We start from the raw sequence: 26,573 nt of genomic DNA, 5'->3' as shown, positions 1-26,573 counted from the left end.
TTTATTAGCAGTCAATCCAATTTAGACAAGTAATGCAATAGGAAACGACAATGGCATTAATCAACCCAACACTGGTATTAAACTGTGGTTCTTCATCATTAAAATACGCCTTGATCAGTGAAGATGGTGAAACTCGTATTGAGGGCTTGGCAGAAGCACTTGGAAATAGTGATGCACGCATTAAACACAAGGGTCTTGATGGCTCTAAGGTTGAGATTAATATTCCAAACTCAGGTGCTCATACAGAAGCACTTCAAATCATTTTAGGTGAGCTTATCGCCGAGCATAAGCCTGTGGCAGTAGGCCATCGTGTGGTTCATGGTGGTGATAAATTCACCAAAGCAACCATCATTAATGATGAGGTGTTAAGTCATATTGAAGAGCTTGCCAGCCTTGCACCATTGCATAACCCTGCTAATGCCGCAGGAATCAAGGCGATTAATGAACTATTCCCAGGGTTGCCACAGGTTGCTATTTTTGATACAGCGTTTCACCAAACCATGCCCGATGTTGCGTTCCGTTACGCCATTCCAAAAGAGCTTTATGAAAAAGACCGTATTCGTCGCTACGGTTTTCACGGCTCTTCACATGCTTATGTATCAAATCGTGCCAGTGAATTGACCAGCAAAGATGGTCAGCATGGCTGGTTGGTGGCGCATCTTGGCAATGGTTGCTCAGCAACAGCCATCTATAACGGCAAGAGCCTTGACACTTCAATGGGTTTGACGCCACTAGAAGGTCTGATGATGGGTACTCGCTCAGGTGATGTAGACCCAAGCTTGCACATTCATTTGCATCGTACATTAGGTTTGTCCATTGAAGAAATTGACACGCTATTGAATAAAAAAAGCGGTATTTTAGGTGTCTCTGGGCTATCAAATGATATGCGTACCGTTGAGCAGGCTGCCGATGAAGGCAATCAAGATGCAATCCTTGCTCTAGATATTTTTGCTTATCGTGTGGCTAAATATTTGGCAAGTTTAAGCTGTGCTTTGCCTGATTTTACAGGTATTGCCTTTACAGGAGGTGTGGGTGAGAATGCAGCGGTCATGCGTGCTAGCATTGTTGGTCATTTACGCCATTTTGGTATCAAAATCAATGAGGCTAAGAATGCTGAGTTGTCTCGGGGTGCAGAAGGTAGCTTCCACGCTGATGATTCGGCAGTTGAGCTGTGGGTAATCCCAACCGATGAAGAATACCAAATCATGAGCGAATCTCGTGCAGCGTTAGGCTTGTAGACCCTAAATAAAAGCAAAATAAAAGCTTGAGCATTTTTTGGCTTGATATTGGTTGTGTTGTGCAGAGCGACCTTAAAGGCAAACTGTCTGACAAGATGAATTATCCTGTGGTTTGTCATCTTTTAAAGTAAGGCTACTGCGGTTATTGTGATCATAAGAATATGTTTGTCAGTGGTGCATCAAGCTATTGTTTAATCATTTGTTAAGGAAAGTCATGAAAACATTACTACTAATTCCAACAACTCGTCAAGTGAACATTGATAATTTGGCACAAAATGTCGCTCAATTATTGGACGCTTCGGTGCTAAACATTCCAAGTCATCATGAGCTTGGCGATGCCATCAGTCAAGGGGGGCTAGACAGCCTGCTTGAGTCGTTTATTGCCAAGCAAAATGCCCCTGTGAATGTGGTGGCAGGTGTTATGGCTGATGAAAATGCACCATTTGCCAATGAAGTAAACAGTGAGTTGGCAACAGGTCTTGATGCTCAAATCATTCTTGTGGGTGATGATTCTTCTCGTATGCGACTGTTTGCATCTGCCTTTGGTGGCATCAAGGGTGAGCGTATTTGGGGTTTGATTGGCACTTCTGAATTATCTGGTACACTACAAGTGGTAGCACGCACCGATGTAGATGGTCAGCTGTCTGAAATTGATACTAATGCTTTTGAGGCCTACAAGACCGCTGAGCGTACTCAAAAATTATCGCCATATGCGTTTCGCAATCAGGTGGTGCGTTTGGCTCAGTCTGCTAAAAAACGCATTGTTCTGCCAGAAGGCGATGAGCCACGCACCATTGAAGCGGCGACAATTTGCCAAAATCGTGGCATTGCACAATGCGTACTACTTGGTGATGCTGCTAAAATCCGTGCGGTAGCCGAGCAGCGTGGCGTGGTGTTGCCATCAGATATTGAAATCATTGAGCCTAGTACTATTATTGAGAAATATGTTGACCCAATGGTTGAGCGTCGTAAGGGTAAAATTGATCAAGAAGGTGCAAGAGTTGCCCTGCAAGATACGGTGTATCTTGGTACAATGATGTTACAAGTTGGTGATGTTGATGGCTTGGTTTCTGGTGCAGTGCATACCACAGCCGACACCATTCGCCCAGCATTTCAGTTGATTAAGACCGCACCAGAGTACAGTTCGGTGTCTTCTGTCTTCTTTATGTTGTTGCCTGAGCAAGTGGTTGTTTATGGCGACTGTGCAGTCAATCCAAATCCAACGGCCGAACAGCTTGCTGAAATTGCCATGCAATCGGCCGAATCTGCCAAAGCATTTGGTATTGATCCAAAAGTGGCGTTAATCAGCTACTCCACCATGGATTCAGGTTCAGGTCCTGATGTGGATACCGTTAAAGCGGCATTGGAAATCGTGCGTGAAAAAGCACCAACACTTAAAGTTGATGGTCCATTGCAATTTGACGCAGCATCTGTACCGAGTGTTGGTAAGCAAAAAGCACCAAACTCTGCTGTTGCAGGTGAAGCCAATGTGTTTATATTCCCTGATTTGAACACAGGCAATACCACCTATAAGGCGGTACAGCGTACTGCAGGTGTGATTAGCGTAGGCCCTATGTTGCAAGGCTTGAATAAGCCTGTTAATGACCTGTCTCGTGGCTGTTTGGTAGATGATATTGTTTATACCATCGCTTTGACTGCCATTCAGGCGATTGGCAATAAATAAGCATGATTAGGTGCCTAAATCGCACAACAAAACCCTGTCAAACGACAGGGTTTTGTTGTATGAAAAGATTGTATTGGGCATCGGTCGGCTAATGAAGCATGAAAGGCTAATCAAGGGCTTGATTTTTGACCAGCTGGTACATCGTCGGTAAAGTTGATGATGTGCTGAGTTGCTTTCTTGGATTTTGAGCGGTTATCGGCCGAAACCCATTGTACGGGCGTGTCATGCAACTGCTGGCGAGTAAAATTCATCCAAATTGGTAATGCCGCCACACCGCCATATTCACCTGCACCCATAGGGGCGGGGTTATCAAAGCCAACCCATACGACAGTTGAGCTTGTTGGGTGTACGCCAGCAAACCACGCATCTTTAGCTTGGTTGGTTGTACCTGTTTTGCCACCAACATCAGCACGACCCAGCGCTAAGGCCTTTTTGGCCGTGCCACTTGTGATGACTTCACGCAACATTCCTGCCATTTCGTAAGATGTTTTTTGACTGATGACTCGTGGTGCTTGGTTGGCGTTGGCATACAAAGCAGGGGAGATGGGTTTTAGGCGGTCGTGCTTGGGGGTTGCGTTTGGTTGATTGTCTTGTGTGATAGACTTATCTTTTTGATTTTGACCAAAGGATATGGCAAGCGATCTATTTAAATGTTTTAGGTTGTCATTAAAACACAATGCACACGCCTGAACAGGGTTGGCCTGAAAAATGACTGTGTTTTTAAAATCATAAATGCGTTCGATAAAATAGGGCTGTATGCGATGACCGCCATTAATTAAGGTTGCAAAGCCTGTCGCCATTTGTAGTGGCGTAACACTGGCTGCACCAAGTGCAAGTGCCAATGTTGTGGGCAGGCGTTCTTTTTCTAAGCCCATCATATTAAGTGTCTGCCGTGCATTGTCAATGCCTGTTGATTGCAATAAGCGAATTGACGGTGTGTTACGAGACAAAGCAAGTGCACGGCGTATGGGCATGGCACCTGTATAATTACCATCGGCATTTTTGGGCCGCCAGTTACCAATACTAATGGCGGCATCAGATATGAGACTGTCTGGGGTGAATTTGCCTGTTTCAAGGGCAGCGGCATAGATGAGTGGTTTGATGATAGAGCCAGGTTGGCGATAACCTTGGGTAACACGGTTAAATTTACTGTGATTAAAATTAAAGCCACCAACAAGTGCTCTTACTGCACCATTATCAGGGTGAATGGATACTAAGGCACCTTGAATTGATGGTGGCTGTGCCAATCGCCAAGTGTTTTTTTCTTTATTCAGCGGTGTTACACGCACAATATTACCAACCTGAAGCATCTGATGTGGATTGGTAAAATAGCTACCAGCACGACCAGGTCCAAGTGAGCGACGCGCCCAGTTCATGCCACCAGACCAAGCCACATTGATGATGTTGCCTGATTGTAATTTGGCTTGAAATCCGCTGTTTGTTACTTTAATGACCTGAGCGGCATACATGTTATCATAAGTGCTAAAATTATTTAGTTTACCAGACTTGGCTTCTACTCCTTGCCAGCCATTACCATGGCGAGCATCATAGCTTTTTAGACCTGAAATCAGTGCATCTTCGGCAGCAATTTGTTCGTTGCTATTAACGGTCAGTTGTATACGCCAACCGCTGTCCATGACTTGCTTGCCATATTTTTCTACCAAACTGCTACGAGCCATTTCTGCCAAATAGGGCATATTTAGATCAAGTTTTTCACGATACAAATGCAGTCCAATCGGTGCATTGATTGCCTCATCATGCTCGGCTTGGCTGATGTGTCCGTCTTGGAGCATTCTTCCAATAATCCAGTTTCGGCGAGTTAAGGCTCGTTGTGGATTAGCGACAGGATTGTAAGCAGAAGGGGCTTTTGGTAGGCCTGCAATCATTGCCATCTCAGCAATGGTTAATTTGTCTAAAGTTTTGCTAAAATAAACACGAGCAGCAGCGGCCACACCGTAAGAGCCTTCACCCAGATAAATCTTGTTGACATAAAGCGTCAAGATTTCATCTTTGGTCATCTCGTTTTCAATTTTGCGAGCAATGAATAATTCGGTCAGCTTTCTGTTTAAGGTACGCTCGGTGCTTAAAAAATAGTTTTTGGCAACTTGCATGGTGATGGTTGAGCCACCTGTTTGTGTGTCATCATTGGTAATCACTTCGGTAATGGCACGCCCAATACCTTTGACACTGATGCCACTATGTTCAAAGAAACTTGAATCTTCTGCGGACAAAAAGGCATTAATGAGCTGTTTGGGCATTTGCTCATAAGTGACAGGCATTGAAAAACGGTTGCCGTATTGGCCGATGAGCTTGTTGTCTGCTGTGTAGATTTGCAATGGCATCTCAAATTTGCTGGTGTTGATATTTTTGACATCAGGCAGATTTGGTTGTAGATACATTGCCATGCCATAAAAACCAATAGGAAAAGCAAGCACCAAAATCAAGATGAATGCAATGATTGCAACCAAAAACCGAAAAATTATGGAAAGTATTGATGCGTTAAGTGGAGTGTCTGGAGTGTCAGTCATGGCATTGTTTTTTGGATTTGAGTACAAAGATGGGCTTAGGTGGCACGATTTTATTGGACCGAATTCAACTAATTTCCCATTTTACCATGTTGTGATAAAAATATCAGCATTGTGTGATATTTTATATGATTGTGTTTGTCATATCCCTTGGGTGTTTTTGATTGTTTAAAATGGGCAGACTTAAAAAGATTTGTTGTGGCTTTTAATCATATTTTAATCAAAAACTATCCATAGGAACAAATACCTGCCCCACCATAAGTCGTCTTGCCGAACGGCTCATAGATACTTTGCGAGCGAGCCATTTGCCGTTCACGTATTCAGACTGTGCACCAACAGTAAGCACCCCTGATGGATGTCCAAAACAGACTTCTGTCAAATCCCCACCACCTGCCACATCATTGACAATCGTGCCGACTATCGTCCCTGCTGTACCGATTGCCACGCTAGCCGTACCCATCATCGCATGGTGCAACTGCCCCATACTCATCGCACGGGCTAATAGGTTGATGTCGTTTGCTTTGACCATTTTTCCACTTGACGACACATAGTCGCAAGGCTCTGCAACCCAAGCAATTTTGGGCGTGTGTTGGCGAGTTTCGGCTTGCTCTATATCGTCAATCAAGCCCATTTTGACCGCCCCAAAGCTACGGATTTTTTCTAATTTGTCTAAAATTTCGCTGTTTGAATTGATGTCTTTTTGCAATTCTGTCCCTGTAAAACCCAAATCTTTGGCACGCAAAAATATCGTTGGAATGCCAGCATTGATAAGTGTTACTTCAAATTCACCCACATCAGGCACGCTCAAGGTATCTTTTAAATTGCCTGTTGGGAACATTTCGCCTGTATCTTCCACAGGGTCAATAAATTCAATTTTAATCTCGCTAGCTGGGAATGTTACACCGTCTAGTTCAAAATCGCCTGTTTCTACCACTTGTCCGTTTTTGATTGGAACATAGGCGATAATGGTTTTACCGATATTTTGTTGGTAAATCCGTACGGTGCAAATGCCGTTTTCGGGGATTTTTTCCTTAGAAATCAATCCATTAAAAATCGCAAAACTGCCCACCGCACCTGTCAAGTTACCACAGTTGCCCGACCAGTCAATGACGGCTTTATCAATAGCGACTTGTCCAAACAGATAATTGACATCGTGCGTGCCGTCTGTACAAGGCGATATGATGACGACTTTGGAAGTGCTTGATGAGCCGTTGCCCAGTCCGTCAATTTGTTTGCCGTAGGGGTCTGGACTGCCGACCACTCGTAATAAAAATGCGTCTCGTGCCGTCCCTGCCGTTTGGCAAGGCTTTGGCAAATCGGCCAAATTAAAAAATGTGCCTTTTGATGTGCCACCACGCATATAAGTGGCTAGGATTGGGGTTTGCATTGTTAAGTTCCTTTTTGGTGTTAGGGTAAGGTGCGTATTACGCACCATTGTTTAATCATCATTAATATAATCAGGGTGTTTACAACAAATAGGGCATAAATATTCGGCAATTTCATCATTTATTTCAAAATAATGTAAGTCTCCCAAGCTCCATTCAGTTCCACAGGAATCACAAGATTGCAAAATGTCATCGGATTCTTCATTTTCGCAATATAAACATCTATACCCTGTATAGCTATCATTATTTGGAACCAAAGTTTCCAATGAACATTCTGGACAATCTAAAATTTGATGTGGATAATCTAATAGTCCCTTGTTTCTAGTTAATTCCACAGTAATTCTTTCTTTTATTTTTTGAGCTTTCATTAAAGCACGCATTTTCTCTGAACTTAAATGTGTTCTATTTTTAAAATTTTGAACAAAGTTTACATTGCTTTGAGTGTTAGGAGATTTATTTATATTGCCAACTTCTTCAATGACTTTTTGGGAAATATTTAGATTTAAATATTGTCCAGCATATGTGATAAAATCTTCTGTATCATACATTAAAAAGTTATCTAATCCGCCAACATTAAGTGCTTCATCAAGAATCTCGGGTTTCGGCTGAATTGCTTTTTCCCCCTTTGCTTCAATAGTTAAAAACCAATCTCCTTTTTTACTATCGCCAGTTACAAATATTAAATTTTTAGATTCAATGTTTTTTGCTTGCTCTAAAATTTGTTGCCAAATAATATAATCTGAATACCTTTTTTGATATTGTAAACCTTTATCAAAAGATACTTCATCTTTACTGCTGTCCCCAAATCCTGGTGCAATTTTTAATTTAAAGCGTCTTTCGGCTTCTTTCTCAAGCCCATTTATTGCTTCCTGTTTTGTTGGTCTTGAACCAATCTTTCCGTCAAACAATTCAAAAATTTTATCTCTAATGGGGTCTTTTCCCTTTAATTTTATCTCTTTTTCTAATTGAGATTCTAATTCTCCAATAATTTTTTCAGAAAGAATTTTAATTTGTTTGGAAACATTGTCTGTATCAATCTTATGAGTCTTTTTTAAGGACAGCTTATTAATTTCACTTGTAAAATTTCTTGGTAACTCAGAGATAATTTTGATTGTTTTGGAAAAATTATCAATCTCTCTAGAAATAACCGTAAGTCTATTTTTATTAAATTCCAAAGCAATATGATGCGGAATCCACAATCTGTCCTTAATTTTCTCTAAGGCTTTAAAAAATTCATTTCTAGTTTCTTCTTTGTATTTGTATAGGTTCAGTAAGGCACTTGTGTCAAATACAAATGTCGCTGTCTCCCAAATTTCTTGATACTCTTCTTGGGTGTAATCAAAATAACGATATTGTCTAAAATTTTTCATCACTAAATCCTTAAAAAATTAAACCAAACAAGACAATTCTATCATAAAATTGCCTTGTCTTTACACCAATCAAAAACTATCATCTACCCAAGAAACTTACTCGCAAACTCCCTAAGCACGCCCCCCGCCTTATAAGTTTTGACATCACTATCGCTATCTAAGCGACACAAAACCGCCACTTCATCAACATCACCATTTAGCCGTTCAATGACAAGGGTAAGCTCACAACGAGCCGAAATATCGCCTTTGACACTATAAATTTCCGTACCGTTCAATTTAAGCGTTTTGCGATTTTGACCGTTTATAAATTGCAATGGCAACACACCCATTCCCACAAGATTGGTGCGGTGAATGCGTTCAAAGCCCTCTGCGACAATCACTTCCACGCCCGCCAGTCGCACGCCTTTTGCCGCCCAATCTCGGCTTGACCCTTGCCCATAGTCCGCCCCTGCAATGATGATAAGTGGTTGATTTCTATCCATATAAGTTTCAATCGCTTCCCACATACGCACCACCGTGCCGTCTGGCTCAATCCTAGCAAGCGAACCTTGACGCACCGTGCCGTCTGGATTTTTCACCATTTCATTAAACAGTTTTGGATTTGCCAAAGTCGCTCGTTGTGCCGTCAAATGGTCGCCCCTGTGCGTGGCATAGCTGTTAAAGTCTTCTTCTGGCACGCCCATTTTGGCAAGATATTCGCCCGCTGCTGAATTTTTGACAATCGCATTGGACGGCGATAGGTGGTCAGTTGTGATATTATCAGGCAAAATGGCAAGCGGTCGCAAATTGGTTAATTGACATTTTTTTGCCAACGCCCCTTCCCAATAGGGCGGACGGCGGATATAAGTGGACTTTTCACGCCAGTCATATAGCGGATTTGCCGATTTTTGTGATTTATCCAAATCAAACATTGGGATATAGATTTCACGAAATTGTTCAGGGCTGACGCTTTCTGCGACAATGCGGTCAATCTCGTCATCGCTTGGATAGATGTCTTTTAGATAAATGGGCTGGTCATTATGATAACCCAAAATATCATTTTCAATGTCAAAGCGAATCGTCCCTGCAATCGCATAGGCGACCACCAAGGGCGGGCTTGCCAAAAAGGCTTGTTTTGCTTGTGGGTGAATGCGTCCGTCAAAATTGCGGTTGCCTGAGAGTACCGCTGTGGCGTATAAATCTCGCTCTACGATTTCTTGCTCAATTTCAGGTCGTAATGCACCGCTCATGCCATTACAAGTAGTGCAAGCATAAGCGACAATGCCAAAGCCCAATTTTTCAAGTTCTGTTAATAATCCTGCTTTTTCAAGATACAATTTGGCAACTTTTGAACCCGGTGCAAATGATGTTTTGACCCACGGCTTGTTGCTTAAGCCCAATTCATTCGCCTTTTTCGCCAAAAGTCCTGCTGCTACGGTATTTCTAGGATTTGATGTATTGGTACAAGATGTAATCGCTGCGATAATCACCGCTCCGTCAGGCATTAGACCATCTGTGCGATTTTCCACCACGCCTGCAATGCCTTTGGCTTTTAATTCACTGGTCGCCACTTTGGCGTGTGGGTTAGATGGACCTGCGATATTGCGTGTAACTTTGGATAAATTAAAGGTCAATACTCGTGGATAAACGGCATTTGTCATTTTATCTGCCCACAGCCCCACAGTTTTGGCATAATTTTCCACAAGTTTTACTTGCTCGCTCTCTCGCCCTGTCAAGGTCAAATAATCTAAAGTATTTTGGTCAATATAAAACAGCCCTGCGGTTGCGCCATATTCAGGGGTCATATTGGCAATGGTCGCTCTATCGCCCACCGATAATGAGTTTGCCCCTTCACCAAAAAATTCAAGATAGGCCCCAACCACTCGCTCGGCTCGCAAAAATTCGGTTAAAGCCAGTACGATATCAGTCGCTGTTATCCCTGCTTGACGTTTTCCAGTCAAATGTACACCGACAATCTCAGGCGTACGCATCATAGACGGTTGTCCTAGCATGACACATTCGGCTTCAAGACCACCCACGCCCACCGAAATCACGCCCAACGCGTCCGTATGGGGCGTATGGCTGTCCGTCCCCACGCAGGTGTCAGGGAATGCCACACTGTCTTTAACCTGCACCACAGGCGACATTTTTTCAAGGTTAATCTGGTGCATAATGCCATTACCAGCAGGAATGACATCAACATTTTCAAAGGCGGTTTTTGTCCAGTTGATAAAATGAAAACGGTCGTCATTTCGGCGGTCTTCAATGGCACGGTTTTTGGCAAAAGCGTCAGGGTCATCGCCACCGTGTTCCACCGCAAGCGAATGGTCCACAATCAGCTGAGTTTGCACCACAGGATTGACACGGCTTGGGTCGCCCCCTTGTTCGGCAATGGCATCACGAAGCCCTGCCAAATCCACAAGGGCAGTCTGTCCCAAAATGTCATGACACACCACACGGGCAGGATACCAAGGGAAGTCCAATTCTTGTTTATTATCAATCAGTTGTTCTAAATACTCGCCTAATTGTGGGTCATCAGGCTTATTGCGAACCAGTTGTTCAGCAAGCACTTTTGCGGTATAGGGCAATTTATCGTAAGCGTTGGGCTCGATATCGTTAATCGCCTGTTCTACATCGTAATAATGTAGCTCGGTATTTGGTAGGGGTTTTTGGTAGCTTTTCATTGCTGTTTCCTTTTGGCTGTGAAAAATTTTGGGGTTTTGAATATGGATTTATTTAAAAATAGGGCGTATATACAAGGTTGGGTTGTGTTTTGTCATCGTTCAAATCAACCCATTTATTAAAAATAACTTAATGCCAATTTTTCCCAATCTTATACAATCCATATGATATTGGGAGTGTCAATAGGTCGCCTGCCACCGCAAAGGGTAGTAATAATAGCATTCCAGCTGATTTTGAGTTTAGGGTTCTTTTTGGTTTTGAATTTAATAGGGCAAATGTATAAGGCTTACTTAAAGGTTTGGCGTTGTTTATTAGGGCTTGTGTTGATGTGTTATGTTGGTAAACTTTTCCAGATAAACCAATATAATGTTTGAAAGACTTTATTTCTCCATACCCATTATATAATTTTTCGTTCCAAGATGTTGATTTTGTATCAATGTTATGAAAACCAAGTTCATTCAAAAACACAAACTCTCTCTCGTTTTTATACATAAAATCAAACTCTGCATCAAACTCAAAACTTTGATTTTTTACATAATATGAAATTTGTTGTGCCTGACCATTACTAACAGTTGTCCAGCTCATTTGTTTTAAGGTTAAAAATTCAGGCGTTATTAAAATTTCTTTTAGTTTCTTTGTATTTTCATTGTCATCAAAAACATACACATAATTTTTTCCGAGCATGATTAATTTTCCATCTTGATTGATAACAAAACCAATCAAACTATCTGAGCTATGAATATTGAATTCGTAACCTTGTTTGGATTCTGCTGATGAAATAATTGTATGTGTCATACAGCCACTTAAATTAGCTGACAACAAAACCGCCAAGCTACCCATTGTTAAAAGTTTTTTAATATTCATAAAATTGTTCCAAAAAAACAATTAAACCCATTTAAATATAAGGCACATTCAAAAATGCACCTTATATTTTTATCCCTTATCTGTCATTTATTGGCACAAATTTTAAATTTTCAGGACCAGTATAATTGGCACTTGGGCGAATGATTTTACCGTCCGCTCGTTGCTCCAAAATATGAGCTGACCAACCTGCACATCTCGCCATGACAAAAAGTGGGGTAAACATTGCCGTTGGCACGCCCATTTTTTGATAAGACACGGCAGAAAACCAGTCTAGGTTTGGGAACATTTTTTTATCGTCCCACATGACAGATTCTAAGCGTTCAGCAATATCAAACAGTCGCATATCGCCTGTTTCTTCCGATAAATCTTTGGCGACTTGTTTAATCACTTCATTTCTTGGGTCGCCTGTGGTATAAACAGGGTGTCCAAAACCGATGATAATTTCTTTTTTGGCGATGCGTTCTTTAATATCGGCTTCGGCTTCATCAGGCGTACGATAGCGTTTTTGAATGTCATAAGCGACTTCATTGGCTCCGCCGTGTTTTGGACCTTTTAACGCCCCAATCGCACCACAAATGCACGAATACATATCCGAGCCTGTGCCTGCAATCACTCGGCTTGTGAAGGTGGACGCATTAAATTCATGCTCGGCATATAATATTAGGCTAATGTGCATTGCCTTTCTGTGGTATTCATCAGGACGCACACCGTGCAATAAATGCAAGAAATGCCCGCCAATAGAATCTTCTTCACTTTCCACGCTAATGCGTTTGCCATTATGCGAATATTGATACCAATACAACAAAATAGAGCCAAGACTTGCAAGAAGTTTATCGGCAATATCACGGGCTTCACTGGTAGGCATACTTTCTCGCTCTGGAAAAACACAGCCCAACATTGACACGCCCGTCCGCAAAACATCCATGGGGTGCGTATGAGCAGGCAAACTTTCCAATACTTCAATGACACGAATTGGCAAGCCTCGCATTGATTTTAATTTTTGTTTATAAGCAATGAGTTCATAGCGATTTGGCAAATGTCCGTGAATGAGCAAATGAGCGACTTCTTCATATTCGCAATTATTTGCCAAATCCAAAATATCATAACCACGATAATGCAAATCATTGCCAGATTTACCAACGGTACAAAGGGCGGTATTGCCTGCAATTTGTCCGCTTAGTGCCACGCTTTTTTTGGGCTTAAAGCCGTCAATTTTGGGTAGATTTTGTTCACTCATAATATAGTTCCTTTTGTCCTTAATGGGAAATGATAATTTATTTTCACTTTTTAACAACGGTTAAATAAATTATCGGCTTTGGGATAATTATTTTAAACTGATTAAATAATTATCCAATTCTAAATATCTGTTTATAAGATATTTAAAAAGGTTAAAATTTGGTTTTAAACGGTGAATAATACACATCTTACGCACAATATTATCACAGTATTATTTAGCAAAAGATTTATCCAAATAATTCTCAAATTCGTGATAGTTAATGCGTTCGTACAATTCGGCACGAGTTTGCATGGTATCCACAACATTTTTTTGCGTACCGTCCGCTTTAATCGCCTGATAAACATTCTCGGCAGCCTTATTCATCGCACGAAACGCCGACAGCGGATACAGCACCAAACTCACATCAACCCCAGCTAACTCATCGGTGGTATAAAGGGGCGTTGAACCAAATTCGGTGATATTAGCAAGGATTGGCACGCCTGTTTTTTGGGCAAATTCACGATACATGGATAATTCGGTAATCGCCTCTGGAAACAGCATATCAGCACCCGCCTCAATGTATGCACCTGCACGGTCTATTGCCCCTTGCAGACCCTCTACAGCCAGTGCATCGGTACGAGCCATAATCACAAAATTCTCGTCCGTGCGAGCATCTACACACGCTTTAATTCTATCTACCATTTCTTGCGTACTGACAATCGCTTTGTTGGGGCGGTGTCCACAGCGTTTTGCCCCCACTTGGTCTTCGATGTGCATTGCCCCTGCCCCAAATTTAATCAGCGATTTGGTCGTGCGTGCGACATTAAACGCACTTGCCCCAAAACCTGTGTCAGCATCTACAAGCAGTGGCAAATCGCACACATCAGTGATACGGCGTACATCGGTCAGCACATCGTCAAGATTGCTAATGCCCAAATCAGGCAAACCGAGCGACCCTGCCGCCACACCGCCACCTGATAAATAAATCGCACCAAAACCTGCTCGTTTGGCAAGTAAGGCGTGGTTGGCGTTAATTGTGCCAACGACTTGTAGTGGTTTTTGATTGGCGACAGCTTGACGGAATTTTAGACCTGCAGATGTGATATTCATGATGATTGTCCTTTGTCCTTAAAAGCAGCAAAAAAGCTGGCTGTGAGTGAATATGAGTGATTTAAAGCAAAATTGAAAATGATGCAATTTAGTATAGCCATAAGTTTGAAAGATTGCCATAGATGAATGGCAACAGGCTATTGCTGTACAAAAGAGTTTTACGATATTATGCAAAAATTAAATAATATACCCCATTTATTGGATATTATTAGGACTAGATTTATGCATATTTTGGATATTTCTAAGAATATTTGAATTATTTTGTTACAAATTTTGCAACAAAGGATTAGTTTGGGTGATATTTTTTTGCTCATAAATGGTGTGAATTGATTTTAGTAGAGCAAGAATGTTTGGGTTTTGGTCGCCTGACAGCGTATTTAAATAGATAGACGAGGTGATATCGTTGGGGCTAAATGGCAGATAGGTGATTTTGTCTTGATGAATTCCCTTTAAGCTCATGGGTACGATGGTAATGCCTTCACCTGCCGATACCAACCCTAAGGCAACTTGTATGTCCCTGACTTTTTGTGTGTGTTTTGGGGTGAGGTGCCGTTCATAGAATAAGTGCAAAAGCGGATCAAATGTCTGACCTGTACTAAGAAGCATGGGCGTACGATGATATAAAATCAGCATTTCATTGCTTAGTGCTTCAAAGGTCATGCTGTGATTTTTGGCAAGTTGATGTTGTGTAGGAAGTGCAACAACAAGCTGTTCGTGTCTTAAAAACAGTTGTTGTATGAAAGCTTGGGAAGATAAAAAGCGACCAAATCCAACATCAATCTCGCCTGTCTTTAACGCATGAGTTTGCTCGTCAGAACTGACCTCTATGAGCCGTATGTCAAGATGTGGCAGGCGTGTTCTTAGCTCACTGATCACATCAGGCAGTAGCCCATATAAAATAGATGCGACAAAACCAATATTAAGAGTATTTGGTGTGGATTTACCAAAATTTTTGGTCAAAGTGATGAGTTCGGTCAATTCGTGTAGATTTTTCTTGGCGTGTTGATAAAAAAAGTTGCCTGCTGGCGTCAGTTTTATCGGTCGGTGCTGGCGGTCAATGAGCTTTTGTCCAAGAGTGTGTTCTAGCTGAGTGATGTGTCGTGAGAGTGTGGGTTGTGGAACGCCAAGCATCTTAGCAGACTGGCTGATGTTGCCTGTCCTTGCTACATGAATGAAAGTGTTAAGATGAGATAAATCCATGATACGCACCAAGCTACGCCATAAACTGGTGTCATTAGAGTAGCACAAAATGATGGCTTTGTGGAGAGTTGTTTAATTGGGTTGCTATATTGTTGCAATAAGGTTAAAAAAATTCTCATATTTTGTACAAAAGTGCTTGAAATGCTAAAAAATTGTGATATTATGCGGTTACTGGTGTATTTATGGGTTTTATACTATCAATGTGTAATCAACATGATACATTGGCTTGTTTATGGTCTGCTTTCTTAACAGGATTTAAGTGGTAGATTTTTTTAAGGTAACTTGCCTTAAAAACGATTTTGTTAGGAAAGCGTATTATTAAAATTGCTATCGCAATTTACAAGGAGGTTACCATGTTACATGGTACAGACAAAGACATTTCTGGCTATTGGAAAGCCAATGTCCGTATTATTATTGGTTGTTTGATCGTTTGGGCAGTTTGCTCACTTGGTTTTGCCGTTCTATTACGCCCAGCATTAATGGGCATCAATTTCATGGGCACGGACTTGGGGCTGTGGTTTGGTCAGCAAGGTGCTATTCTTACCTTTGTTGCTTTGATTTTTTTCTATGCTTGGAGAATGAACAAGCTGGACAAAGAATATGGCGTAGAGGAGAATTAAGCCATGAGTCAATTTGTTATTAACCTTATTTTTGTTGGTCTGTCCTTTGTGCTTTATTTTGGTATCGCACTATGGGCTCGTGCTGGCTCAACCGAAGAATTTTATGTTGCAGGGGGTGGTGTTCACCCTGTAGTTAATGGTATGGCAACAGGTGCTGACTGGATGAGTGCTGCGTCATTCATCTCTATGGCAGGTATGCTTGCCATGGGTGGTTATGCGGCCTCTGCCTATCTGATGGGTTGGACAGGTGGTTTTGTATTGCTTGCTTTGCTACTTGCTCCTTATCTAAGAAAATTCGGTAAATTTACCGTGCCTGACTTTATTGGCGACCGTTTTTATTCTAAGCCAGCTCGTCTGATTGCAGTTGTTTGTTTGATCCTTGCTTGTACCACTTATGTTATCGGTCAGATGACAGGTGCAGGGGTTGCTTTTTCTCGTTTCTTGGAAGTTGATAAAAATACAGGGCTTATCATCGCTGCGGTCGTTGTGTTATTTTACGCAGTCCTTGGTGGCATGAAGGGCATTACCTATACTCAGGTTGCTCAATATGTGGTATTGATGATTGCTTATATCGTTCCTGCCATATTCATCTCACTAAACATTACTGGCAACCCAATCCCAGCTTTGGGTATGTTTGGCAATGATGTGGAAAGTGGTATGACCATGCTATCAAAACTTGATGCATTGGTTACCGATCTAGGTTTTGCTGCTTATACTGCTGATGTGCCAGATAAGCTAAATATGTTTTTGCTAACCCTATCGCTCATGATTGGTACAGCTGGTTTGCCTCATGTTATCATTCGTTTCTTCACAGTAAATAAAGTCTCTGATGCTCGTTCATCAGCAGGTTGGACATTGGTTTTTATTGCTTTGCTATACACAACCGCTCCTGCGGTAGGTTCAATGGCTCGTATGAACTTGGTTGAGACAGTTTATCCAAATGGCACGACTTCTGCACCTATTGACTATGAAGCGCGTCCAGAGTGGATGAAAAATTGGGAAGCCACAGGCTTGCTAAAATTTGAGGATAAAAACGCTGACGGTAAGATTGACTACTATAATGACAAATCGAAAGATGAAGCATTTGTAGCTGCCGCTGAAACTAAGGGTCTAAAAGGTAATGAGCTTGATGTCAATAACGACATTATGGTATTGGCCAACCCTGAAATTGCCAATCTGCCAGGTTGGGTTATTGGTCTGATTGCAGCAGGTGGTATTGCAGCAGCACTCTCAACAGCAGCAGGTTTATTACTTGCCATTTCATCAGCCATTTCGCATGATTTGATTAAAATGGTTATTAAGCCAGATATTTCAGATAAGGGAGAACTGAATGCTGCTCGTATTGCGATGGTGGTATCTATTGCGGTGGCGACTTGGCTTGGTATGAATCCACCGGGCTTTGCAGCACAGACGGTTGCTCTAGCGTTCGGTATTGCTGGTTCATCGCTATTCCCTGTGTTGATGATGGGTATTTTCTCAAAACGCATCAATGACAAGGGTGCGGTTGCAGGTATGCTATCAGGTTTGATTGTTACTTGTGTGTACATATTCTTGTTTAAAGGCTGGTTCTTTATTCCAGGCACAAACTCTCTACCTGATGATGCATCAGGCTGGATTATGGGCATTAACCCACTGGGCTTTGGACCAATTGGTGCTTTGATTAACTTTGTGGTTGCATTTGCAGTATCTTATATGACTGCACCACCACCAAAAGAAATCCAAGACCTTGTGGAAAGTGTCCGCTATCCAAAAGGTGCAGGCGCAGCGATTGACCATTGATTGGCTCGCAAAACCTAATAAAAAATGCAGGTCTTAAAAGACTTGCATTTTTTATTTAATATTAATAAAACCATGATAATAAAAGAAATTTTTATTAAAAATAAGTTGAATGACATCAAATTTTGCTACTCAATTAATCATCTTTGTGCTATAGTGAAAGTGGTTTTTGAGTTGTCTGCTTGATTGAGCAACACCAAATTATGATATCTGTTAGTTGCATTTTACTTTAAGGAAAAAAGATGTTTTGGGAATTGATTGCAACCATTTTATCAGGGTTTATGGCGGCGGGTGTTGCATTGTCATTAAGACTTGTGATAAAAAAACTGCCTCGCTGGATAGTACCTGCGGCAGCAGGACTTGGTATGTTGGGGTTTCAGATTTTTAGTGAATATATCTGGTTTGATCACACCAAATCACGCCTGCCAAAGAATGCATTTGTCGTAGCAACGCACAGTGAGCCTGCATTTTATAAGCCGTGGTCATATCTAAAAGCACCAACTTTTAAATTTGTGGTGGCTGAGAAGCCATCTCATGAAATGAATCAAAGCATCAAAAAGGTTAATTTGTACTTTTTTGAAAGACGCATGGCCACGCAACATACTCAGATTTTGGTGGATTGTGAAAATGGCGTGCAGTCAGACTTTTCCCAAAACCCAAATTGGGGCAAGGTGGTGATGACTGATGATATTGTCAAAGTGGCGTGCGATTGATTTTAATTGATAATGATTCACTTGTGGTCATTTAAAAAGTTAAAGAAAAAAGTGAAAAGCTGTCCTAGTTGGCTTTTTCTCGTCTAAGCGATGTGCCAAAATGTGCTATAATGGTTAAATTTTAGAATTGTTATCAAGTGGAAATCATGAAAGTTTTAGGTTTGGAAACTTCTTGCGATGAGACGGGTCTTGCTATTTATGACAGTAAGATGAATGATGGTCAAGGTGGTGTGCTTGCCCAAGTGTTGTATAGTCAAATTGAGTTGCACGCTGTTTATGGTGGTGTTGTACCTGAGTTGGCAAGCCGAGACCATATTCGTAAGCTTGTGCCATTGTTAAATGAATTGCTAGATAAGGCGAATCTGAATAAAACAAGCATTGATGCTGTTGCCTATACTAAAGGGCCTGGGCTGATTGGGGCATTAATGACGGGGGCGTTGTTTGGTCGAACACTTGCTTATGCTCTTGATATACCAGCTGTTGGCGTGCATCATATGGAGGGGCATCTGCTGGCTCCGATGATTGAGAATAAGGACATTAAATTCCCTTTTGTCTGTTTGCTTGTGTCTGGTGGTCATACCATGCTTGTACGAGCAGATGGTGTGGGGCAATACACGATACTTGGTGAAAGTATTGATGATGCGGTGGGTGAGTGCTTTGACAAAACTGCCAAAATGCTAAACCTTCCTTATCCAGGTGGGCCAAATGTGGAACGCTTGGCCAAAGGGGGCAATCCTAAGGCCTATGAGTTGCCACGCCCTATGATTGGCAAAGGGTTGGATTTTAGTTTTAGTGGCATGAAAACAGCAGTGCACAATCTCATCAAAGATACTAAGGGTTCGGACGATGATGCTGGCATACGCTCTGACATTGCCAGTAGCTTTCAGTATGCGGTGGTGGATACATTGGTTAAAAAATGCACAAAAGCACTTAAAGAGACTGGACTAAAAACGCTCATCATTGCTGGTGGAGTTTCTGCCAACCAAACCTTACGCACTGAGTTGGAAAAATCTCTTGCCAAAATAGGAGCTGTTGTTCATTATGCCCCCTTGCACTTATGCACTGATAATGGAGCAATGATAGCCTATGCTGGCTACCGTCGTCTAAGTATGGGGCAGACAGATGGTTTGTCTGTGGCTTGTGTGCCAAGATGGAATATGCAAACGCTTGATGTTCACGCATCAATCAGCCGATGATAAGACTAAGGGGTATGGGTGCAAGCTTATACCAATACCATCTTGCGATGACCTGCGATACATTTTATTTGTCGTATATTAAATTTTGACCAAAAAAGTTAATGCCATCTATCTTTATCCGCCATAAACAGTTTTGGGTAATCGATAGGCTTTAAGCAATAGGCTTTAAAGCATACTGACCGTCCTATCATTTGTGTGAATCATCTTAATCATACAGAATCCTTGTGGGCAAATACATCTTGCATGACGAGGTGTATTTTGAGAAAATAAAACGATTTTAACTTAAAAAAGAGCTTTGTCTTGTCGTTATCATCTCTAAAAATTGAATCCTTACCCAAATTTTCTGCAAATTTACTTTCTAATATCCATGCTGCTTTGCATATGTTGGTTGGCAGTGTTCGTGCGTTTGCATTGGTGCGGCCAACTTTTGCACAGTTTGCGGTGTTGCTGTTGGCGGCGTTAGGAGCTAATATTTTATTTGGCTTTTTGGCGGTCAGTGACAGAAGTTATTTTAATGAACAGGGTTTGATTAGCTATTTGGTCTGGCCAGTGATTATTTTGGTTGTGGGCATCATTTTGGCCAGACGCACAATGAATTATTCGCTAATTTTTGTGCCTGTGGTGTTGTGGCTGACAGCTGATACCATGCTGGTATTATTACAAAGTGGCATTCAGTTTTTAGACATCAAAGGCTGGTTGCCATCAATTTTGTACGGTTTTTTACCTAATCTGTTTACTTTTTTATTTGTGTGGCAGACGGCATCTTTGTTGTGGATTTTTGCCAAAAAGTTACGCTGGGTGTGGTGGGAGCGTCTATTGATGCTAGCTGGTGCGGTGGCACTGCTTGTTGTATGGCAAAAAAATGTTGTTAATCAGCCGATTTTTAAGGTAGAAAATGTTGCACCAACCTTAAATGAGCGTCAGTTTCATGAGCAACACACCCTGCTTAATAAAGGCTTATCCGATATTGCTAAGGGTGTCAAGGGTAAAAATGAATGGTATTTTGTTGGCGTGGCAGGTTATGCTGAGCAAGATGTATTTGCCAGTGAAATTGAGCAGGCAAATCAGCTGTTTGATGTGCGATTTGGTATGAAAAATCGCTCAATAGCCCTTATTAATAATCACCATACTTGGGAAGAATATCCAATTGCATCTCGTACAAGTCTTGCTCAGACACTAAAAGAAATTGGCACCAAAATGAATGCAGATGAAGATGTGCTGTTCTTGACGCTCAGCTCGCATGGAGCAGTTGATGAATCTGGCAGTATTTTGGGCGATTTGGTGATGACCAATCCGCCTTTGACACTAGATGTGATTGACCCTGTATGGTTGCGTGGTGCACTTGATGCATCGGGGATTCGCTGGCGTGTGATTGTGATTTCATCATGCTATTCAGGGTCGTTTATTCCAGCTTTGTCAAGTCCGACAACCGTCATCATTACTGCCAGTCGTGCCGATCGTGCGTCCTTTGGGTGTAGCAATGATACGGACATGACTTATTTTGGGCGTGCATTTTTTGCTGAGAGTCTGCGTGAACAAAATACGCTGATTGATGCATTTAAACAAACGCGTCGTCGTGTCAGTGAGCGTGAGGCACTGATGGGTTTTGAGCCCTCTGAGCCACAGATGGTGGTAGGTGCAATGATGCAAATGGTACTGCCTGAGTTTGAAAAAGTACTTTTTGATCATACCAATAACCCTAGTATCCAACTGCCTAAATTTACCGAAAGTGAAGGGCTAAGATGATTTTTTGGCTTAAAGTCAAAAGTTCATTACTGGCTATTTTTTAATCTATCACAAGACAAAAAGCCCTTCAAAGCCTGTGGATATATCTGTAAAAACTGATTGATGAGCATTGATATATTATAATTTTTAATATATATATTAAAATTTTTGAATAATATTTGCAATTTGTCATGGTTTTTATTATATTATGTTTGGCGATAGACATATCAGTCAAAATAATCAATCAAAGTAGCTGACTGCATTTTGCAGTCAACCCAACTACTCTTAATAAGGAAACTCGTCATGACCATCAAAACAGCCATTGAAAAAGTTGAAAAAAATTATGCTCACCAACCAGAATTCATTCAAGCAGTGAAAGAGGTTGCCATGACCATCGAGCAGGTCTATGCTGATAATCCAAAGTTTGAAGCACTTCAAGTCTTTGAGCGTCTGTGTGAGCCTGACCGCATCATTTCTTTTCGAGTAAATTGGGAAAACGACAAAGGTGAGGTGCAGGTGAATCGTGGCTGGCGTGTACAGTTTAGCAATGCCATTGGTCCATATAAAGGCGGTATCCGCTTTCATCCGACTGTTACTGAAGGCACTTTGAAGTTTTTGGGTTTTGAGCAGATTTTCAAAAATGCTTTAACAGGTTTGCCGATGGGCGGTGCTAAGGGTGGATCGGATTTTGATCCTAAGGGTAAATCAGAAGCTGAAATCCGTCGTTTTTGCTACGCCTTCATGCGTGAATTGCACAAAAATATCGGCAAGGATATGGATGTGCCAGCGGGTGATATCGGTGTGGGCGGTCGTGAAGTGAACTATATGTTTGCGATGTACAAAAACCTAACTCGTGAGTTTGAGGGTGTGTTGACTGGCAAGGGTGTAGGTCATGGCGGTTCTTTGATTCGTACCGAAGCAACAGGCTATGGCTTGGTATACTTCCTTGACAATATGCTAAAAGTCAACAATGAAACCTTAGAAGGCAAAACAGTGCTAATCTCAGGTGCAGGTAATGTGGCACAGTACGCTGCTGAAAAATGCCTACATTTGGGTGGCAAGGTCATTACTTTTTCTGATTCAAAAGGTACTTTGGTGGACAAAGATGGCTTTACCCAAGAAAAGATTGACTGGGTGAAATCAGCCAAGCAAGATGGTAAGGCATTGGCCGACTATGTGGCGGAGTTTGGTGGAGAGTGGTTGGCAGACCAAAAACCATGGCAGTTTGATGCTGATGTGGCATTGCCTTGTGCTACCCAAAACGAAGTGGACGCAGACAATGCTAAGGCTTTGGTTAAACATGGCATCAAGTATATTGGCGAGGGTGCTAATATGCCATTGACAGCTGAGGCCATTGATGTGGTGCGTGATAATGGCATCGCCTATGCACCGGGTAAAGCTGCTAACGCTGGCGGTGTGGCAGTTTCAGGCTTGGAGATGAGTCAAAACAGCGTGCGTCAATATAAGAGCTTTGAAGAGCTTGATGAAAAACTACAAAGTATCATGAAAAACATTCATGATAATTCACTAGAGGCTGCCAAAAAATATGGCACAACCAAAGGTGCGGTAGATTATATGACTGGTGCGAATGTCGCAGGCTTTACTCAGGTGGCGAATGCACTTGTGGCATATGGCTACTTGTAATGAAAATTGCTTAACTCTTAAATATGGCATTTAAGTGTCTTATTTGATAACAATCCGTCCTTATGGGCGGATTTTTTTTGGTAGATGCTTGGCAATTTTATCGTGCTAAGATTAGATTTGGACTGATTTGCCTTGCTGTCTGTATCATGTTAAGGTGGTTTTTGGGTGGTGTGCGTTTACACCATCTATTGGAAAGGTTATAATGTACACTGCCGTTAAGCATTGTCATAAAATTCACAAAGTTTGGTATCCACATACTTATTCATAGAGAACCACCATGAGCCACAGCAATTTTTTGGTAGATGTCGCCAAGATACTCACCGACAACCAAATCAAAACCGATGCAGATAGCCTGATGAATTGGGGAAAAGATTGGACAAAGCACTTTACGCCCAATGCTACTGCCATATTATTTCCAAAAACGACCGAAGAAGTCGCCCAAATTGTCAAACTTGCCAATACTCATCATGTCTGTTTGGTGCCAAGTGGTGGGCGTACTGGTTTGTCAGCTGGGGCGGTAGCAAGCAATGGTGAGGTGGTCATTAGTCTGGATAAAATGAATGCGATTGGGGTGTTTTATGAAGCTGACCGTATGGTGGAAGTAGAAGCTGGCGTGGTTACCAAAGCATTGCAAGATTTTGCTGAGAGTAAAAACTTATACTATGCGGTAGATTTTGCATCAAGTGGTTCTAGCCAAATTGGTGGCAATATTGGTACAAATGCAGGCGGTATCAAAGTGATTCGCTACGGCATGACAAGAAACCAAATTTTGGGTCTTACGGTAGTTACTGGCAAGGGCGATATTTTGGAGCTTAATGGCGGTATGCTAAAAAATGCTACTGGCTATGACTTTCGTCATCTATTTATTGCTGCAGAAGGTACGCTTGGTATTGTTACTAAGGCGTTGATTAGGCTGGAAAAGCAACCTGTAAACTTGACGGCCATGGTGTTGGGTGTGCCTGATTTTGATTCGGTGGTAAGATTGCTTGATAGGTTTGGTAGGGCGTTAAGCCTAACTGCTTTTGAGTTTTTTGACAGTGTGGCGATTGATAAGGTGTTGTCGGCAGGTCATGCCAAAGAGCCGTTTGAAAGTCGCACACCTTTTTATGTTTTGCTTGAATTTGAGGCAATCAGCGATGGCGTACTAGATACCGCCATGAGTGTTTTTGAGGCGTGTATGCAAGATGGCTTGATTGAAGATGGTGTGATGAGTCAAAGTGTCTCGCAGTTGCAAGAGCTTTGGAAGCTTCGTGAAAGTATTTCAGAGACAATCTCGGCATTTACGCCATACAAAAACGATGTTTCGGTGTTGATTACACATTTGGGTGATTTTATTCACGACATTCAGGCAGTTGTTAAGGACAGCTATCCAGATTTTGAGATTTGCTGGTTTGGGCATATTGGTGATGGCAATCTGCATCTCAATATCTTAAAGCCTGACGATTTAAGCAAAGAAGACTTTTTTGCTAAATGCCAAACAGTCAATCAGTATGTTTTTGAGACAGTGAAAAAATACAAAGGATCAATCTCTGCTGAACATGGCGTTGGTATGACCAAAAAGCCCTATTTAGATTATACTCGCTCGTCTGTTGAAATAGAATATATGAAAGCTATTAAGGCGGTATTTGACCCTAATGCAATCATGAATAGAGGCAAGATTTTTGATGTGTGATGATTGATTGCTAAAAAAATAAAGCACTCTTTTGAGTGCTTTATTCTATTGATGCTGTTAATCAATGATGGCTGTGTGAACTGTGGTCATCATGACTGTGATTTTCATGATTGTGTGTATCATGTCCATGCCCATGTCCATGTTCATGTCCGCTGTGATGAGCATGTCCAGCATGATGATGGTCATGTCCGTGCATCATATGCATGATGGTTGGTGATAGGGCGATTGCAAGCCCTGAAACCAACATCAACACGCCACTGAATTTTCTTAAATTAAATTTAGCAACGATTTTTTGTAAAAAACCAATCATCGTATCGGTGGCGACAAGCATTGGTAGGGTTCCGAGCCCAAAAAATAACATGAATAACGCACCAGACAGTATGTCAATCTGTGCGACTGAAATACTGACCGCCATCACAAGTGCACCATAAACCAGGCCACAAGGCAGGAATCCCCAAAGTATGCCTGCACCCAATGCCTTTGGAATATTGTCAATGGGCAATACTTTTTGGCGAATGGGTGCAAGTCGGTTCCAAAGCCCTAAGCCAAGTTTTTCAAGCCGATTTAATAATGGCAATCCCAACATGAGTAGTGCGGCAAAAATCATCGCACCACCTAACAAAATTCTTGGTAGGGCGTTATCGGTCAAAAATGGAGCAATCACTTGGCTGCCCAAAATGCTGGCAATAATGCCAAGTGTCATGTAGCTGATAAGTCTGCCTATGTGGTAGGTCGTGATGAGTATTTTGCGTCTGGCAGGGCTGAGATTTTTCATAGAAATGCCAAAAGCGGCAACGATACCGCCACACATACCTAAACAGTGAGGTGAACCAAAAAAGCCCATGGCAAGTGCAGCTGGCAAAAGAGTTGATATCATAAATCACCCATAAATTGTAATAAATTAAAAAATGTCTGTTGTGTTATTTTGCTTGTTTTAAGGCTTTGCGACGCTCTTGGCGATCGTCTAGAATGATCTGCTCTGGTGCGTTGTCTAGGTCTTCAAATTGGTTAGACTTTACAGCATACCAAATCGCCCAAATTGCCACCACAAATAACATGAGGCTGAGCGGAATGAGCAAATAAATGCTTAGCATCGTTATTCCTTATTAAAATCAGTATGGAGGGAAAGTGCTTAATAATGACTGTAAACTGTCAATTGCATTATAACATACTATTATTGTGGATATGAAATAAAAGTGTGATGTATTACGCCATAAGCTATAAGTCATCTGACCACTTATGGCTACAAAAGTATAACGAATAGATGGGGTGAAAATCTTGTATTTTTATCAAAAATGCGTAATACTCAACATATTCACGGCTTTCATGGTATTTTGTCTAATGCGGTTTTTATTTGTTTGATATGTTATTATTGGTTATTAAGATTAAGTTGGCAGTTATGATGATCATTAAAAAGTGGCAGGCCATGACTGTGCTTGTTGCCTTCGCATCACTACTTGTGGGCTGTGACAATCTCATGTCGTCAAATCCTCATACCAAGATGGATACAACAGCAGCCATGTCTATTGACAGTATGCCCAGTGCTGCTGTCGTAATGGGAAAAACTAAGGCCACAGAGCAATTTATTGCCAGACAATGGCAAGTGGTTAGTATGAATAATAGGCCTGTTGGTGGTGATCTGGTGCTGGATCTAACAGATTTTCGCTCTGGTAAAGGTGAGTTTCGTGATGGCTGTGAGCGGATTTTGGTAACTTTTAATACAAATGATTTGTCTGATGAACGCCTGCTTATTGACCGCTCTGCCAGAAAGAGTCGTGGTTGTCATAGCGAGCTGATTGATGAAGTGATGTGGACGCTTAGTGATGTTTATGCTTTTAAGAGAAATGGTAATGAGCTAAACATTATTGCTGTCCAAAATATGATCCGTCTGGTGCCAGTCAAACAGCCTTCATGAGACAACCTTTCATTCTTGGTTTCTTTTTAAATTTTCAACGATATTGTTCTTAAACTCAC

The 26,573-nt window shown here is 41.6% G+C and carries 20 protein-coding genes; 10 read left to right on the top strand and 10 right to left on the bottom strand.

All coding sequences use genetic code 11. The features are described from left to right. Nucleotides 1–50: 50 nt before the first annotated feature. Together U9670_RS06310 and pta are read left to right on the top strand one after the other, a co-directional pair. Nucleotides 51–1,238 carry an acetate/propionate family kinase gene (locus U9670_RS06310; RefSeq protein ID WP_323842000.1) on the top strand — a complete coding sequence of 396 codons (1,188 nt, stop codon included), beginning with the start codon at nucleotides 51–53 and terminating at the stop codon, nucleotides 1,236–1,238. A gap of 214 nt (nucleotides 1,239–1,452) precedes the next feature. Beyond that, nucleotides 1,453–2,922, top strand: coding sequence for a phosphate acetyltransferase (gene pta / locus U9670_RS06305; protein ID WP_416381508.1), 1,470 nt, complete (start codon nucleotides 1,453–1,455; stop codon nucleotides 2,920–2,922). Nucleotides 2,923–3,032: 110 nt separating this feature from the next. Here pta and U9670_RS06300 read toward each other — a convergent pair whose 3' ends face one another. From U9670_RS06300 to U9670_RS06265, 8 genes are all read right to left on the bottom strand, one after another. Beyond that, nucleotides 3,033–5,450 carry a penicillin-binding protein 1A gene (locus tag U9670_RS06300; protein ID WP_323842001.1) on the bottom strand — a complete coding sequence of 806 codons (2,418 nt, stop codon included), beginning with the start codon at nucleotides 5,448–5,450 and terminating at the stop codon, nucleotides 3,033–3,035. A gap of 217 nt (nucleotides 5,451–5,667) precedes the next feature. Next, on the bottom strand, nucleotides 5,668–6,834 hold the full coding sequence (gene prpF / locus U9670_RS06295) for a 2-methylaconitate cis-trans isomerase PrpF (protein WP_323842002.1): 1,167 nt from the start codon (nucleotides 6,832–6,834) through the stop codon (nucleotides 5,668–5,670). A 51-nt stretch (nucleotides 6,835–6,885) separates the two neighbouring features. Further along, entirely contained in the window at nucleotides 6,886–8,202 is a 1,317-nt protein-coding gene (locus tag U9670_RS06290) for a PIN-like domain-containing protein (protein WP_323842003.1), read from the bottom strand. Between the two features lie 83 nt (nucleotides 8,203–8,285). Further along, a complete protein-coding gene (gene acnD / locus U9670_RS06285) occupies nucleotides 8,286–10,865 on the bottom strand; it encodes a Fe/S-dependent 2-methylisocitrate dehydratase AcnD (protein WP_323842004.1) in 2,580 nt (859 codons plus the stop codon). Nucleotides 10,866–10,992: 127 nt separating this feature from the next. Further along, complete coding sequence (locus U9670_RS06280) at nucleotides 10,993–11,727, bottom strand: YidX family protein (protein ID WP_323842005.1); 735 nt, start codon at nucleotides 11,725–11,727, stop codon at nucleotides 10,993–10,995. 76 nt (nucleotides 11,728–11,803) lie between these two features. Beyond that, on the bottom strand, nucleotides 11,804–12,964 hold the full coding sequence (prpC, locus tag U9670_RS06275; RefSeq protein ID WP_323842006.1) for a bifunctional 2-methylcitrate synthase/citrate synthase: 1,161 nt from the start codon (nucleotides 12,962–12,964) through the stop codon (nucleotides 11,804–11,806). Between the two features lie 210 nt (nucleotides 12,965–13,174). Then, the gene (gene prpB / locus U9670_RS06270; protein ID WP_323842007.1) at nucleotides 13,175–14,053 is read right to left on the bottom strand and encodes a methylisocitrate lyase; all 879 of its coding nucleotides are present in this window, start codon (nucleotides 14,051–14,053) and stop codon (nucleotides 13,175–13,177) included. Between the two features lie 264 nt (nucleotides 14,054–14,317). Beyond that, nucleotides 14,318–15,253 carry a LysR family transcriptional regulator gene (locus tag U9670_RS06265; RefSeq protein WP_323842008.1) on the bottom strand — a complete coding sequence of 312 codons (936 nt, stop codon included), beginning with the start codon at nucleotides 15,251–15,253 and terminating at the stop codon, nucleotides 14,318–14,320. A 353-nt stretch (nucleotides 15,254–15,606) separates the two neighbouring features. Here U9670_RS06265 and U9670_RS06260 point away from each other — a divergent pair, with 353 nt between their 5' ends. From U9670_RS06260 to U9670_RS06230, 7 genes are all read left to right on the top strand, one after another. Then, complete coding sequence (locus U9670_RS06260) at nucleotides 15,607–15,873, top strand: DUF4212 domain-containing protein (protein WP_323842009.1); 267 nt, start codon at nucleotides 15,607–15,609, stop codon at nucleotides 15,871–15,873. Nucleotides 15,874–15,876: 3 nt separating this feature from the next. Then, nucleotides 15,877–17,652 (top strand): sodium:solute symporter family protein, encoded by a 1,776-nt coding sequence (locus tag U9670_RS06255; protein WP_323842010.1) that lies wholly within the window; start codon nucleotides 15,877–15,879, stop codon nucleotides 17,650–17,652. Nucleotides 17,653–17,891: 239 nt separating this feature from the next. Next, nucleotides 17,892–18,362, top strand: coding sequence for a hypothetical protein (locus U9670_RS06250; RefSeq protein WP_323842011.1), 471 nt, complete (start codon nucleotides 17,892–17,894; stop codon nucleotides 18,360–18,362). 146 nt (nucleotides 18,363–18,508) lie between these two features. Continuing rightward, nucleotides 18,509–19,558 (top strand): tRNA (adenosine(37)-N6)-threonylcarbamoyltransferase complex transferase subunit TsaD, encoded by a 1,050-nt coding sequence (gene tsaD, locus U9670_RS06245; protein ID WP_323842012.1) that lies wholly within the window; start codon nucleotides 18,509–18,511, stop codon nucleotides 19,556–19,558. Between the two features lie 300 nt (nucleotides 19,559–19,858). Continuing rightward, nucleotides 19,859–21,304 carry a C13 family peptidase gene (locus tag U9670_RS06240; protein ID WP_416381509.1) on the top strand — a complete coding sequence of 482 codons (1,446 nt, stop codon included), beginning with the start codon at nucleotides 19,859–19,861 and terminating at the stop codon, nucleotides 21,302–21,304. 282 nt (nucleotides 21,305–21,586) lie between these two features. Beyond that, the gene (gene gdhA / locus U9670_RS06235; RefSeq protein ID WP_323842013.1) at nucleotides 21,587–22,927 is read left to right on the top strand and encodes an NADP-specific glutamate dehydrogenase; all 1,341 of its coding nucleotides are present in this window, start codon (nucleotides 21,587–21,589) and stop codon (nucleotides 22,925–22,927) included. A 277-nt stretch (nucleotides 22,928–23,204) separates the two neighbouring features. Then, complete coding sequence (locus U9670_RS06230) at nucleotides 23,205–24,599, top strand: D-2-hydroxyglutarate dehydrogenase (protein ID WP_323842014.1); 1,395 nt, start codon at nucleotides 23,205–23,207, stop codon at nucleotides 24,597–24,599. A 61-nt stretch (nucleotides 24,600–24,660) separates the two neighbouring features. Here the strand turns inward: U9670_RS06230 and U9670_RS06225 are convergent, their stop codons facing one another. Both U9670_RS06225 and ccoS read right to left on the bottom strand, forming a co-directional pair. Continuing rightward, complete coding sequence (locus U9670_RS06225; protein ID WP_323842015.1) at nucleotides 24,661–25,476, bottom strand: sulfite exporter TauE/SafE family protein; 816 nt, start codon at nucleotides 25,474–25,476, stop codon at nucleotides 24,661–24,663. 43 nt (nucleotides 25,477–25,519) lie between these two features. Continuing rightward, entirely contained in the window at nucleotides 25,520–25,693 is a 174-nt protein-coding gene (gene ccoS / locus U9670_RS06220; protein WP_323842016.1) for a cbb3-type cytochrome oxidase assembly protein CcoS, read from the bottom strand. 305 nt (nucleotides 25,694–25,998) lie between these two features. Here ccoS and U9670_RS06215 point away from each other — a divergent pair, with 305 nt between their 5' ends. Next, on the top strand, nucleotides 25,999–26,514 hold the full coding sequence (locus U9670_RS06215) for an META domain-containing protein (protein WP_323842017.1): 516 nt from the start codon (nucleotides 25,999–26,001) through the stop codon (nucleotides 26,512–26,514). The last annotated feature ends 59 nt before the right edge of the window (nucleotides 26,515–26,573 follow it).

The organism is Moraxella tarda (assembly GCF_035181405.1).
In the GTDB taxonomy this organism is placed as follows: domain Bacteria; phylum Pseudomonadota; class Gammaproteobacteria; order Pseudomonadales; family Moraxellaceae; genus Moraxella.
This window is presented reverse-complemented; position numbering and strand designations above follow the sequence as displayed.

What these genes read in the sequence shown, in the direction of transcription:
- U9670_RS06310 (WP_323842000.1), top strand. Translation starts at nt 51, where the DNA reads ATGGCATTAATCAACCCAACACTGGTATTAAACTGTGGTTCTTCATCA.
- pta (WP_416381508.1), top strand. Translation starts at nt 1,453, where the DNA reads ATGAAAACATTACTACTAATTCCAACAACTCGTCAAGTGAACATTGAT.
- U9670_RS06300 (WP_323842001.1), bottom strand. Translation starts at nt 5,450, where the DNA reads ATGACTGACACTCCAGACACTCCACTTAACGCATCAATACTTTCCATA.
- prpF (WP_323842002.1), bottom strand. Translation starts at nt 6,834, where the DNA reads ATGCAAACCCCAATCCTAGCCACTTATATGCGTGGTGGCACATCAAAA.
- U9670_RS06290 (WP_323842003.1), bottom strand. Translation starts at nt 8,202, where the DNA reads ATGAAAAATTTTAGACAATATCGTTATTTTGATTACACCCAAGAAGAG.
- acnD (WP_323842004.1), bottom strand. Translation starts at nt 10,865, where the DNA reads ATGAAAAGCTACCAAAAACCCCTACCAAATACCGAGCTACATTATTAC.
- U9670_RS06280 (WP_323842005.1), bottom strand. Translation starts at nt 11,727, where the DNA reads ATGAATATTAAAAAACTTTTAACAATGGGTAGCTTGGCGGTTTTGTTG.
- prpC (WP_323842006.1), bottom strand. Translation starts at nt 12,964, where the DNA reads ATGAGTGAACAAAATCTACCCAAAATTGACGGCTTTAAGCCCAAAAAA.
- prpB (WP_323842007.1), bottom strand. Translation starts at nt 14,053, where the DNA reads ATGAATATCACATCTGCAGGTCTAAAATTCCGTCAAGCTGTCGCCAAT.
- U9670_RS06265 (WP_323842008.1), bottom strand. Translation starts at nt 15,253, where the DNA reads ATGGATTTATCTCATCTTAACACTTTCATTCATGTAGCAAGGACAGGC.
- U9670_RS06260 (WP_323842009.1), top strand. Translation starts at nt 15,607, where the DNA reads ATGTTACATGGTACAGACAAAGACATTTCTGGCTATTGGAAAGCCAAT.
- U9670_RS06255 (WP_323842010.1), top strand. Translation starts at nt 15,877, where the DNA reads ATGAGTCAATTTGTTATTAACCTTATTTTTGTTGGTCTGTCCTTTGTG.
- U9670_RS06250 (WP_323842011.1), top strand. Translation starts at nt 17,892, where the DNA reads ATGTTTTGGGAATTGATTGCAACCATTTTATCAGGGTTTATGGCGGCG.
- tsaD (WP_323842012.1), top strand. Translation starts at nt 18,509, where the DNA reads ATGAAAGTTTTAGGTTTGGAAACTTCTTGCGATGAGACGGGTCTTGCT.
- gdhA (WP_323842013.1), top strand. Translation starts at nt 21,587, where the DNA reads ATGACCATCAAAACAGCCATTGAAAAAGTTGAAAAAAATTATGCTCAC.
- U9670_RS06230 (WP_323842014.1), top strand. Translation starts at nt 23,205, where the DNA reads ATGAGCCACAGCAATTTTTTGGTAGATGTCGCCAAGATACTCACCGAC.
- U9670_RS06225 (WP_323842015.1), bottom strand. Translation starts at nt 25,476, where the DNA reads ATGATATCAACTCTTTTGCCAGCTGCACTTGCCATGGGCTTTTTTGGT.
- ccoS (WP_323842016.1), bottom strand. Translation starts at nt 25,693, where the DNA reads ATGCTAAGCATTTATTTGCTCATTCCGCTCAGCCTCATGTTATTTGTG.
- U9670_RS06215 (WP_323842017.1), top strand. Translation starts at nt 25,999, where the DNA reads ATGATGATCATTAAAAAGTGGCAGGCCATGACTGTGCTTGTTGCCTTC.